The organism is Cohnella hongkongensis (assembly GCF_042654645.1).
Lineage (GTDB): Bacteria > Bacillota > Bacilli > Paenibacillales > Paenibacillaceae > Cohnella > Cohnella hongkongensis.
The window spans coordinates 202426-215187 of the sequence record NZ_JBHSEP010000008.1; the positions used below are offsets into that span (position 1 = coordinate 202426).

10 protein-coding genes are annotated in these 12762 nt (G+C 56.7%); 3 read left to right on the top strand and 7 right to left on the bottom strand.

The genetic code is table 11. The features are described from left to right. The first annotated feature begins 71 nt into the window (after positions 1-71). A complete protein-coding gene (locus tag ACFO3S_RS13495; protein WP_378096697.1) occupies positions 72-1085 on the top strand; it encodes a LacI family DNA-binding transcriptional regulator in 1014 nt (337 codons plus the stop codon). A 5-nt stretch (positions 1086-1090) separates the two neighbouring features. Here the strand turns inward: ACFO3S_RS13495 and ACFO3S_RS13500 are convergent, their stop codons facing one another. The 7 genes from ACFO3S_RS13500 to ACFO3S_RS13530 all read right to left on the bottom strand — a co-directional run bounded on the left by ACFO3S_RS13500 (position 1091) and on the right by ACFO3S_RS13530 (position 9878). Further along, complete coding sequence (locus ACFO3S_RS13500; RefSeq protein WP_378096700.1) at positions 1091-1828, bottom strand: SDR family oxidoreductase; 738 nt, start codon at positions 1826-1828, stop codon at positions 1091-1093. A gap of 127 nt (positions 1829-1955) precedes the next feature. Beyond that, entirely contained in the window at positions 1956-3116 is a 1161-nt protein-coding gene (locus ACFO3S_RS13505) for a glycoside hydrolase family 88 protein (RefSeq protein ID WP_378096703.1), read from the bottom strand. A 27-nt stretch (positions 3117-3143) separates the two neighbouring features. Continuing rightward, positions 3144-3986 carry a carbohydrate ABC transporter permease gene (locus ACFO3S_RS13510; RefSeq protein ID WP_378096706.1) on the bottom strand — a complete coding sequence of 281 codons (843 nt, stop codon included), beginning with the start codon at positions 3984-3986 and terminating at the stop codon, positions 3144-3146. A 1-nt stretch (position 3987) separates the two neighbouring features. Then, positions 3988-4893 (bottom strand): carbohydrate ABC transporter permease, encoded by a 906-nt coding sequence (locus tag ACFO3S_RS13515; RefSeq protein WP_378096709.1) that lies wholly within the window; start codon positions 4891-4893, stop codon positions 3988-3990. A gap of 86 nt (positions 4894-4979) precedes the next feature. Continuing rightward, a complete protein-coding gene (locus ACFO3S_RS13520; protein ID WP_378096711.1) occupies positions 4980-6329 on the bottom strand; it encodes an ABC transporter substrate-binding protein in 1350 nt (449 codons plus the stop codon). Positions 6330-6449: 120 nt separating this feature from the next. Next, positions 6450-8237: a cache domain-containing sensor histidine kinase gene (locus ACFO3S_RS13525; RefSeq protein WP_378096714.1), complete on the bottom strand. Its 1788-nt coding sequence runs from the start codon at positions 8235-8237 to the stop codon at positions 6450-6452. A gap of 48 nt (positions 8238-8285) precedes the next feature. Next, positions 8286-9878, bottom strand: a complete 1593-nt coding sequence (locus ACFO3S_RS13530; RefSeq protein ID WP_378096717.1) for a response regulator — start codon at positions 9876-9878, stop codon at positions 8286-8288. A 358-nt stretch (positions 9879-10236) separates the two neighbouring features. Here ACFO3S_RS13530 and ACFO3S_RS13535 point away from each other — a divergent pair, with 358 nt between their 5' ends. Then, entirely contained in the window at positions 10237-11175 is a 939-nt protein-coding gene (locus ACFO3S_RS13535) for an AraC family transcriptional regulator (protein WP_378096720.1), read from the top strand. A gap of 123 nt (positions 11176-11298) precedes the next feature. Then, positions 11299-12603, top strand: a complete 1305-nt coding sequence (locus ACFO3S_RS13540) for a purple acid phosphatase family protein (RefSeq protein ID WP_378096752.1) — start codon at positions 11299-11301, stop codon at positions 12601-12603. Positions 12604-12762 lie beyond the last annotated feature (159 nt).

The following is a 12762-nucleotide window of genomic DNA, read 5'->3' on the forward strand; positions in this document are numbered from 1 at the left end:
GAAAACGCTTGCTGTCAATTCTTTAATTTTGTAAGATAAAAGAACATATTGACGACAAGGGGCTTCTCTCCATGGTTACGATTTACGATATTGCCGCCAAAGCCGGAGTTTCGGCCATGACCGTATCCAGGGTTATCAATAACACTGGAAAAATCAGCGACAAAACCCGAACGAAGGTGCGCCGCGTCATGGAAGAGCTGAACTACGTGCCCAACCATATGGCGCGCAGTCTGGTGCTGCAGCAGAGCAACGTGCTGTTCCTGCTGATTACGGACATTACCAACCCGTTCTATACGACGCTCGCCCGTGGCGCGGAGGATGCCGCCAAGAAGCACGGCTACCGTCTGCTGTTCGGAAACTCGGACGAGAGCATCGAGAAGGAAAAGGACTACATCGACACCGTTCTCGCGACGAGAGCGGACGGCGTGCTCGTCGCCCCGGCCGGCGACCATTCGCTGCCGCACCTGGAAACGCTGCGCAAGCACCGCGTTCCGTTCGTGCTGCTCGACCGGGAAGTGCCGGGGATGGACAGCGACGTCGTGCTCGGGGACAGCAAGGAGGGCGCCCGCAAGCTCGTCGACCATCTGACGTCGCGCGGGCACCGGCGCATCGCCCTGATCAACGGCTCTCCTCTCATCTCCAGCGCCCGGCTGCGGCTGGAGGGGTATCGCGAGGCGCTGAAGCTGAACGATATCCCCTTCGATCAGAACGACGTGCTGGAGACCGCCTTCGAGCCCAGAAGCGACCTGAGCGAGATCGAAAGCTGGCTCGACCGCATGTCTCCGTCTCCGACCGCGATCGTCGCCGGCAACAACGTGCTCGCCGTCGAGGTTATCCGCACCTTGCATTCGCGCGGCGTTCGGGTTCCCGAAGACGTGTCGGTCGTCTGCTTCGACGATCTCGGCCCTTATTCCGACATCGACCCGTTCCTCACCGTCATCGCCCAGCAGGCGTACCAGTTCGGCTATCTCGGCACGCAGATGCTCGTCGACCGCATCCAGGAGCGCGACGTCACCGGTCTGCCATGGAAAAAAATCGTGCTCCCCGCCGACATGATCGTTCGTCGGTCGGTGAGCACGATATAAGCCGCCTAGTTAAAGCCTCCGTTCACCCTGATCGTTTGTCCCGTAATCCACCGGGCTTTGCCGCTGACGAGCAGGTCCACGGCGTTGGCGATGTCTTCCGGTTCGCCGAGTCTGCCGAAGGCGTTCATGCGGCGGAAGGAATCGACCAGCTCCGGCGACTTGCCTTTCAAGAACAGATCCGTAGCGACCTGCCCCGGCGCGATGCAGTTGATCACAATGTCCCGGGGACCGAATTCCTTGGCCAACTGGCGGGTCATCTGCTCGACCGCTCCCTTCGTCGCGGCGTATACGCTGTAGGCCGGAAGCATCGCGCCCGACACCGAAGTCGAGAAGTTGACGATGGCGCCGCCCCGCTCCATATGCTTCATCGCTTGCTGGCAGGCGAAGTAGGTTCCCTTGACGTTGATCGCGAAATGGCGGTCGAACGTCTCCTCCGTCACTTCTTCGATGACTTTCGTCTCCATGATTGCCGCGTTATTGATGAGAATATCGATTTTTCCGAATCGCTCCAGCGTCGATTCGAACAAAGCCTCGATCTCCCTGGTTTGGCCGATGTCGGCGCGAATCGCCGCCGCCTGCCCGCCGGCCTCCTCGATCATCCGTACGGCCTCGTGCGCCTTGTCCGGATTCGACGTATAGTTAATCGCAACCTTGACGCCCGACGACGCCAATTGCAGGGCGATCTGCCTGCCGATCCCTCGCGAGGCTCCAGTCACGATCGCCGTTTTTCCCTCCATGCTCATGAATCTCTCTCCTTTACGGCTTGCCGCCTTAGTTTGAACCTTACGGTCTCATTTTAACGCGAGCGTACGCCGGCCGGTTAGATCGATCCTTTTCTGATCTTGCCTAATTCTCTTCATTCTTTCCGTTCTACCACAGATACAGATCGTTTCCTTTTAACTTGAAGACAGCTTCCATGAAGTAATAGTCGCCGTAAATGATGGGGTGATGATGAGAAGCGGCGTGATATGCGGCGGAACCGTTCTGCAGGATGGCGTCGGAACGGTCCGACCAATCGCTGCGGATCGCGTCCAACGTTTTCAGCAGCTTCAGCGCAGCGTTCAGATAGACGTCTTTTTCGTACGGGCCGACGGCTTTGGCGATTTCGATCAGCCCGCACGCCGCAATCGCGGCCGCCGTGTCGTCTTCGCGCCGCGGCTCCGCCGGTTGCCGGAAATCGACCGGGATGACGCCGCTGTCCGGAATGTTGGCGATAAAGTAATGCGCAATCCGCTTCGCCGTGTTCAGATAATCGGCTTTGCCCGTATGAATGTAGCTCATCATAAAACCGTACAACGCCCAAGTCTGTCCCCTCGTCCAGGAAGAGCCCTCTTCGAAGCCTTGTCCGCCGTAGGTTCTCACTACGCCGCCGTGATTCGGATCGAACTCGACGATATGATGGACCGATCCGTCCGGTCGGACGAAAGCTTCCATGGCCGTATCGGCGTGCTTCATGGCGATCTGCTTATAGCGCGGATCGCCCGTTTCCTCCGAGGCCCAGTAAAGAAGCGGGAGGTTGAGCATGCAGTCGATGATCGCCCAGCCCCGGGTGTCCCTGTCTTCCAGATCATTCCATGCGCGGATGAAGCCTCCGGCCAGGTTGAACCGGCCGGCCAGCAGATTGGCGGCATGCAGCGCGCGCTTGCGCGACTCGGGATTTTTGGTGACCCGGTAACTGGCTACGCTGGTGGGCAGCCACATGAAGCCGACGTCGTGATGCAGACCTTCATAAATCTGAAAGCAGCGGTCCAGCTTCGCCTCGGAGAGTTGGGCGATCTCTTTGTATTTGTGGTCGCCGGTCTCGTGATGCATCAGCCACATCATGCCGCCCCAGAATCCGTTCGTCCACCAGCAGATGCCGTCCGCAGCGTCGCCGGACGGGTTATCGGCGGACCGATCGTCGTGTGTGCCGCCTACCGTCGTGTAAGGAATTTTGTGCCGCGATTTTTCGCTGACCCCGCCCATTTTTTTTATGATTTTCCCGATTACGCCATCAAGCCAAACTTTATCCTCATCCGTTACCCTCGGCATGAATGAACCCTCTCTTCGCTTGTTGAATCAGCCTTTGATCGCCCCCGACGACACGCCCTTAACGAAATACTTCTGCAGCGACAGGAACGCGATCAGCACCGGCACCAGCGACATCGTCGTACCCGCGAAAATCATATCCCACCGCGACGAGAACTCTCCGACGTAATAGAACAGCTCAACGATCATCGTCTTCGTCTCCCCCGACGGCAGCACGAGCATCGGCATCAGAAAGTCGTTCCAGATGCCGAGCCCCTGCAGCACGACCATGCTGGCCGTCACGGGACCGAGCAGAGGAAATACGATCGTCCAGAACATTCTGAATCGCGTGCAGCCGTCGATCTCCGCCGACTCCTCGATCTCGCGCGGCACGCCCTTCAGAAAGCTGGTGTACAGCAGGACGCCGAAGCCAACCGATCCGGCAATGTAGATCATAATCGGCCCAAGCAAATTCCCGAACAGCCCCATCATGTTCAACTGCTTGAACAGCGGGATCATATACACCTGGAACGGCACCATCATCCCGAACAGGAAATAAATGTAGACGGCGTTCGTCCATCTCCGGTTCGTCCGTTCGATCGCATAAGCCGCCATCGGAATGACGACGACCATCGCCGCGATCGAGCCGACGGTGAGAATTCCGCTGTTTAGCATCGCCCGCGGATAATCGGTCTTCGTGAGCAAATACTTGAAGCTCTCCGTGTAGAACCCTCTGGGCAGCGCGATTGCGTCTCGCAAAATTTCCGCGTTGGACTTGAAGGCGGACATCATATTGAAGGCGATCGGAAACACGAAGACGATCGCCATAGCCAGTGTGATCGCGAACAGGACGACGTTGCCGGTCGTAACCGGCTTTTTGGCCGTGTTGCCCATCCTACATCTGCACCTCCCTCTTGCGAAGCAACCGGATCTGAACGAGCGAGATGATCAGAATCAGCACGAACAGCACCATCGCCAGCGCGGTTCCGAAGCCTTGCCGGCCTTCGCCGAAGGCGACTCTGTAAATAATGTAAGTTAACGTCTCGGTCGCGAAGCCCGGCCCTCCGTTCGTCATGACGGCAATCTGGTCGAACAGCTTCAACGAGTTGATCATCGACAGCATGACGCATACGGTCGTCGCGCCGGCCAGCAGCGGGAACGTCACGTGCCGGAATTGCTTCCATTTGCCGGCGCCGTCGATGCTGGCCGCTTCGAGAAGCTCTTGGGGAATCCCCTGCAGACCGGCCAAATAGATGATCATATAGTAGCCGGACGCCTTCCACACTGTGGACAAAATAATCGAGAGCAGCGCAAAATCCGGGTCTCCGAGCCAATCCGCCTTCAGCGCGCTTAAACCGGCGGCATCGAGCAGCTGGTTGACCACTCCGAAGTTGTAGTTCAAGAGAATCATCCAAATAAAACCCATAATGATCCCGCTCATCAGCACCGGAAAATAGAAAATGCTGCGGAACAAATTGCGGAACCAGCGTACCTGATCGACCAGAATCGCCAGCAGAAGCGCGACGACGTTCTCCAGCAGCACGAGCGCGACCGCCACGAGAATCGTATTTTTCAAGGCGTTGTGAACTCTCGGGCTTTCCCCGATTTCCTTGAAATTGTCCCAACCGATATAGCGGATATTTTCGCTAATGCCGTCCCAAGAGGTGAAGCTCAGATAAACGCTGCTCAAGGTGGGGACCATGACAAACAGGCTGTAAAGCAGGAGCGCCGGCAAAATAAACCAGATCGCATAGCCGCGCCACCCTTTCTTCTTTTTTCTTCCCATCGCCGCGGCGCTCATGTTCGTTCCTCCTGCCTTAGATGCCAGATAGCCTCCGCCGATCGGCAGAGGCTATCCGCTAGTCGTATGCCTAAGTCGGCCTGCCCTTATTGCTGATTCGCTTTCACGTTGTTGTCGTACTCCGTGTCGGACTGCTTCATATACTCCGTCACGTCTCCATTATTGACCACAAGCTCCTGCAGCAGCTTGTAGAACCAGTTGCGGAATTGCGGCGGAATTGCGTTGTCGCCGTACCAGTTGTTGATCATCATCGACTTCTGAATCGAGGAATCGGCCATCAGCCGAAGCACTTCCTTCATCTGATCGTTTGTCTCGTAGGTCACTTCGGCTTTGGTCGTCGGAATGCCGTTGACCGTCGCGAGATAAGGGCTGTATTGAGCCGGATCGAAGAAGAATTTAATGAACGCTTTCACCGCTTCCACCTTGTTCGGATCTTTGGCCGCTTCCGCCGACAAAGCCCATCCGGCCAACGTAGGCAAGCCGTTAACGACAATCGAGCCGTCGCGGTTCGGAAGCGCGTAGAAGCCGTATTCGAAGCTCGGGTCGGCTTCAGTGATCTGACCGAACATCCAAGGACCGGAATAGAGCTGCGCCGCCTTGCCCGTGACGAGCATCGACGCCGTCTGGTTGTCTGCCGTGCTCAGCCAGCCTTTGTCCACGTATTTCGTGAACAGCTCCTTGTAGTCCGTAATCGCCTGCACCATGCCGGGATCCGTGAAGCTGGCCGTTTGCGCCGTGCGCTTGGAGTTCCAATCCGGATCGTCCTTGTACACATTGTTGATCAGAAAGTAGTTCACCCAGAAGCCCATATGGAACAAGTCCTTGCCGCCGACGACGATCGGCGAGATGCCGCTGCCCAGCAGCTTCTCCTGGATGGCGATAAATTCGTCGTACGTCTTCGGCAGCTCGGCGACGCCTGCGTCCGCGTACGCTTTTTTGCTGTACATGACGCCGTTGGGCGCATTTCCCGTCAGCGGCGCGTTATATATTTTTCCTTCGTACTCCGGCAGGAAAGTGAACAAGTCATGCAGCTCCGCCGGCAGCTCGGCCAGCTTGCCCGCGTCCGCGAACACCTTCGTGTCGCGCATCTCCACCAGATCCGGGAATTCGCCGACGGCGTCTTTCGTTTTCAGCCAATCCAGGTAGGAATCGCTTGTCGTTTCGCTGATGTTTTTGATCGTAATGTGCGGGTGGGCCTGCGTGAAGGCGTCGATTGTCGTTTCAATCGCCTGCTTCGTCGCCGGGTCGCCCGTCGCGTAGGCGATCGAGATCGTTACAGGATTCGGCTGGTTCGCTGCGGGAGCCGAGCCGGACGGAGAGCCCGACGGAGCGCCGCTCGCCGGTCCGGTATTGCCGCTGTTTCCGCCGCAGGCCGTTAAGACAAGCGACGCCGCCAATACGGCGGAGGATAGCTTGAACAACGTTTTTGGAGTCATCTGTTAGTTAACCTCCCTATTAAATGTGCTGCTATTGAAGTAAGGATGTCGTTTTCCTTGATACAAGGTTAACATCGCTCCATTTCGCAATGAATGAAGTTTTTTAAGCCGCATATGCGGTTATTTAAGCGGTTTGTCGGCGATCGGGAAGCTCAGCCGGACGGACGTGCCGACATACTCCATGCTGCTGATCTCCAGCCCGTAGCCGTCGCCGCATACGGTTCTGATCCGGTCGTGCACGTTTTTCAGCCCGACGTTTTTGCTCGGCGCCTTCGGCTCCGCCAGCTCGTCCTTCAGCCGCTGCAGCCGGATGACGCTCATGCCGACACCGTCGTCGTACACGATGACGGACAACGCGTCTCCTGCGCGTTCGATCGAGACGAGCACCCCGCCCTTCCCGCCTTTCGGCAGAATGCCGTGCTGGATCGCGTTTTCTACGATCGGCTGCAGCGACAGCTTCAAGATCGGAATATCCATCCGCACGTCGTCGGCGACGTTCAGCCGAAGGTCGATCCGATTCTCGTATCGAACGCGGATAATGTGGAAATAATCGTTCAGATGATCGAGTTCTTCCCGAATAGGGACCCAGTCCTCGCCGTAATCGATCACGTACTTCAACTGATTGGACAGGGCAAGAATCATGTCGGCCACTTCGCCGTCGTCATTGTAGACCGCGTTCATGCGGATGACTTCAAGCGTATTGTACAAGTAATGGGGACGAATCTGGCTTTTGAGCGCGTTCAACTCCGCTTGCTTCTGCTTGATTTCCGCGACGTAAGCGTCGTTGATAAAAATTTTGAGCCGCTCCACCATCCGGTTAAAGCCGAAGGCTAAGCGGCCGAGCTCGTCCTTGCCGTAAGACTGGATCTGCGTATCCAGATTGCCCATCTCCACTTTGTTCATATGCTGTAGCACGTCGCGGATCGGGGAAGCCAATCTTCTGGACAGCAGCGTCCCCATCGCCAGCATCGCAATCGCACAAACGACGATGGCGAGATAGACGGCCGACTGCGTGGAGGTCAGCTGAGTGAACAGGCTTCGCTCGGACACGCGTAGGAGCACTCGCCCCGACAAGTAAGGAATCTCGTCGCTGAACACCAGATAGTCTCCGATTCCGCCGCCGTAACGATCGAACACTGCCGCAGACGGCTCCGCGTCCGCTCCTCCCTTATCGCTCCGGTTGCTGTAGTAAATCCGATTGGCCCCATCCAGCACGTACAGCTCGTCGTTCTTGTTCAGATTCATTTCCTGGAAAAAGCCGTCCAGCACCCCCGCATCGACGTCGATAAACAGGCTGCCTACCACTTTCGGTTCCACCGTCAGCGTACCGGAGATGTCGATCAGATTGCGCCCGAACGTAATGACGCGCCGATCGGGAGAATTGTAATAGTGCTCTCCGTGGGTCGGATGGATCGACAGATGGTTCGGCTTCTTCGCGAGCGGCTTCAGCCAGTCCGCGATCGGCAGCTGCTCCGCCAGCAGCGGCTTGCTCTGCCTCGTCTGAAAATAAAGCTTGCCGTCCATCGCGCGGACAAAATAAACGCTGCGGATATGTTTGTCGCTATAGAGAACCGTTCTGAGAAAAGCGGCGATCGGAATGCTGTTGATCTGCTCGTGCTCGTTGACGTTGGCGGTCTGGTTGACGGAGATTGTATGCGAGTAGCCCTCATATCTTCCCGTATACATAAGACGGGTAATTTCGTCGTAATCGGAAAAGAAATTGTTGACGTTATAGCTCAAATACAGCGACATCTGCTTCAGATTGTTGACCGTAAACTGCTGTACGTGCCCTGTGAACGCTTGCAAAGAAAAGATGCTCAGCGCGATGAGCGGCACCAGGCCGACCAGTAAAAACGCGGCCGAAAATTTGACGAAAACGCTGTTCCACCATTTTCGTACGAAAGACATTCGGTTCCCCCCGGCATCGTGATGAAAAGAACGTTCCGCAACCCCCGCTCAGCCTCTGAGAGATTGCTTGAATTCCTGCGGCAGCTTGCCCGTATGCTTCTTGAACATGTCGCTGAAATGCCTCGCGTTGTTGTAGCCGACCTTCTCCGCGATTTCGTACACCATCAGATCGGTCGTCTTCAGCAGATGGACGGCCTGCTCCATTCGCAACTCGGTGACGTACTGCTTGAAATTGCGCCTCGTGTGCTTCTTGAAGAAGCTGCTAAAATAATAAGGGTTCATAAAAGCGATCGCGGCGACCGATTCCAGCGAAACGTCCTCCGCGTAATGACCTTCGATATATCGGACGATCCGGGCGATCAAGGTTTGCTCCTTGCCGGCCGGCTTGTCCCCGATCCGGTCGTACAGCTCCTGAAGCATGTCGACAATGCCGCCGCACATCGCCTCATACGTCTCATATCGTCCCAATCGGCTTTGCAGATGCTGAATGTCGAAGCCCCAATCGGACATCGGCACGTCGGACTTTTTCACTTCCTGCACGATGTACAGAATTGAAGAGAAGCAGGTGGACACGGCAAGCTGGCGGTTGCCGATCGTCGCGTCCTTGATGACCTGCAGCAGCGACTTCATCGCGGACAGCGCGTGATCCCATGCGCCCTCGGTCAACCCATTAACGATGGCGGATTGGAGTGTGAACCATTCGTTCTCGCTGTCTTTGCGCTGTTCGCGCACGCGATAGCCGATCGCCCGGTTCAGTCCGGTAAAATAGGTCATCTCCAGCGCCTGTTCGGCTTGCTCGCGCGAGACGCGCACTTGAGACAGATCAGGGACGGGATCGCCTACTCCGACGGAAACTTTTAGTTTGAGGAAATTAAGAATGTTGTCCCTGATCGCTGACGCCAGCTCCATCGGGACGTCCGGCTCCTCGTAACTCAGCACGAAAACATGCTTCCCCGCCCGGACGAACGAATACCCGTTGACGAAAGCTTTCACGCTCTCTTGCACGATATTGCGGACGGCGAATTCGACCAGCTTCTGCGTGGGCGCGGGCCAGCGTGCGTTATCGTTGCCCGTCGGATCGATCCCGACAACGCCCGCCGCATACAGAGGCCCGGCAAGCTGACTCCGCAAGTACGCGTAGCCCTCCGAATACTCCGGCAGCACGCCTTCCGCCAACTGCTCCAGCCATACGTCCACCTCGCCGTCGCGGTTTTTCCGCTCAAGCTGGTCCAGTTTGCGCCTGCGTCGATCCTCTTCGTTTTCCTCGCGGATCAAGGAAAGCGTCTTCGCAATGACCGCTTCAAGCTCCGACTTCTTGACCGGCTTGACCAGGTAATCGACGGCGCCGTAGGCAACGGCGTCGCGCGCGTAAGAAAACTCTTGATAGGCGCTGATAAACACGGTTTTGATCGGCAGTTCGCGCCGTTTGATTTCTTTAATGATGTCGATTCCGCTATAGTGAGGCATGCTGATATCGCTAATGACGATATCGGGCCTGGCGGCTTCGATTACTTCAAGCAATTCCTTCCCGTCATAGGCGAAGCCGACGATTTCCATGCCGTACCGCTCCCAAGGAATCAGCTTGCCAAGGCCTTTCAAGATCAGCGGCTCGTCGTCGGCGAGCACTACAGTGACTTTCATGCGGCTGCGCCCCTTTCACGGATCGTCCCGTCGCAACGACGAAACAGGGACTCGAACGATCGCGCCCCTGTTTCGTCTCCTGCGATAGGTGTGTTCTATTCTAGAGCATAAGTCGCCAAAATGGAATGCGGCTTTTTTTAGCGGCAGGTGCCCCTTTTTTAACGAATAAATTCACCAGGCTGCGATCCGTACCGAGACTCAGCGCCCTCGTTATGTCATGCGGCGAGGCGAAATCAGGGTTCCTGGCTCGATCCTCATGGAGCGCACCTCGGCCGAACAGGTCGATCCTTTTCTAATTGCCTAATCCTCCTCGCGCTTACTATAATGGAACTACTTTTAGAAACGGAGGCTCCATTCGATGGACAACCCGAACGAATCCTTTCGCGCAGAAAAAGCGCTGCGGCAGTTGGCCGAGCTGATCGGCCGTCACGCTCCCTCGAACGGAACGCATTCGACCGCCATACCGTCCCTTGCCCTGATGCGCGCCTCCGATTCGACGGAGCGGCTGGATTCCGTGTACAAGCCTTCGATTTGCGTCGTGGCGCAGGGCGCCAAAACGGCGACCGTAGCCGACGAGACGTATCGCTACGACCCTTCCACCTACCTGGTAACGGGCGTGGAGCTGCCCGTCTTCGGCAACATCGTCGAAGCCTCCACCGAGGTTCCGTATTTAAGCCTTAAGCTCGGATTCGAAGCGGAACTCGTCCTGGAAGTCGCCAGGCAAGCCGACAAGCCCCTCGTCGACGCCTCGCCGGCAGGCCGGGGCATCGCCGTCAACCGGACGTCCCCGGCCTTGCTCGAAGCGCTCGTTCGGCTGATGCGGCTGCTCGACGCCCCCGGGGAAATCCCGTTCATGGCGCCACTGATTCTGCGCGAAATCGTCTACCGCACGTTCCAGGGAGCTCAAGGAGCGCTCCTTTACCCGTTTGCGGTGATCGGCAGCCATTCGCACAGCGTCGCGCAGGCGATCCGACGGATCAATCGGCAGTTCGATCGTCCGCTGTCGGTTGATCAGTTGGCCAAATCGGTGAATATGAGCGTCTCCGCCTTCCACAAGCATTTCAAGCGCATAACGGCGATGAGTCCGCTGCAATATCAGAAAACGGTGCGCCTTCAGGAAGCCAGAAGATTAATGCTGTCGGAGGCCCTTCCCGCCTCCGACGCCGCCTTCCGGGTCGGCTACGAAAGTCCGTCCCAGTTCAGCCGGGAATATTCCCGCATGTACGGCAAACCGCCGGCCAGAGACCGAAGAGAGCTTAGGCCGGCCGGCCCGGAAAGCCGCGCTTGGCGGGAATGATCGCCGAAAACGGCGGCGAGGAGGCTTGCGGCGGCTTCATGCCCGTTTGACCGAAGGAAAGAAAATATGGAGAGGGCTGCTATGAACATAAAAAACAAATCTTGGCTTTTACTAGCCGTTCTTATGGTCCTGGCCGGAGCCATCTGGTTTTCAGCAGGACCCAAACAGGATGCAAGGATAGACAGCGAAGCAAGCTCCGTCAATCACCGGCAGCAGCCGGAGGAGACGGAAGCGTCCTCCCCGAGCCGGCCAGTTGAAACGGACGGAACTGTCGGGAATACGGACGATACCCCGCAAGCCATCGTCACGACATTCAGAGGGGATCCGCGGACCAGCCGGGCGTTTACCTGGCATTCGGAGACGCCTTACATGCAGGCCGATCTGCAGGTTATAGAGGGGGCGAATGCCGCGGATTTCCTCGATCAGTCGAAGCTTCTTAAATTTCGGGGCGATGCTTCGGAGCTGACGTTAAGCAACGGAAAGGTTAAAGGGGTATATAAAGCGGAAGCGACCGGGCTCAAGGCAGGAGAAAGCTATCTGTACAGAGTAGGCGACGAAAAAAAGGCGCGGTGGAGCGAGCCGGCGTCATTCAGGACGGCGCCGGATCGCATTGAAGCCTTCGCCTTTATCAATGTAGCGGATTCGCAAGGGGTCGACGAGCAGCATTTCGAGCTGTGGCGAAATACGTTGGAGCAAGCGTTCGAGCAGTTTCCGGAAGCCGCATTTTTGATCCATAACGGAGATTTAACGGAACATCCCGAGGACGACGCGGCATGGAATCATTTGCTGAACAAAGCGCGTCCGTGGACGGCGAGCGTTCCTTTCATGCCGGTAACCGGCAATCACGAACAGGTAGATCGGCAAGCCTCCGCCTTCATCTCTCACTTTCACTTGCCGAATAACGGCGCGGCAAGCCTGCTGCCGGGGACGAGCTATACCTTTGATTATGGTCCGGTCCATTTTGTGATGTTAAATACGGAAGGAAAGTTTAAAGAGCAGGCGGATTGGCTTAAGCGGGATTTGGAGGCTAACCGTAAGCCCTGGGTCGTCGTCGCGATTCATCGGCCTGCTTACGGCGGGAATCAGGATAAGAAGGTGATCAAGCACTGGGTGCCCTTGTTTGACGAATACAATGTCGATCTTGTGCTGCAGGGGCACAACCACGAATACTCCCGCTCCTACCCGCTCAAGGACGGAGAAATTGCATTATCGGGCGGAACGGTGTATGTAACGACGAACGCGTCAGGACAGAAGTTTAACAAGAAAAAAGAGGATCGCTTCTACCACAAGAAGCACCTGCAAAACTGGAAACAGATGTATGCAGGCATCGAAGTGTCTGCCGATAAGCTGATCTACCGCGCTTATACCGTCGAAGGCGACTTGGTGGATGAATTTGAGCTGGAACGCAAGGAAGGGCGGAACCCCTAACTGACAAGCGCTGTTATGCCAGCCCTATCGCCAGTCATAACCACCGGCTTAGCCGGTGGCTTCCATCAGCCCTATAAGGGCATGGTACTAGCAAGCGCCTAAGAAGGCGCCCTGAAAGTCTGCCAACCGCGAGCGGTCTCGGGCTTGCCCCTTAAAGGG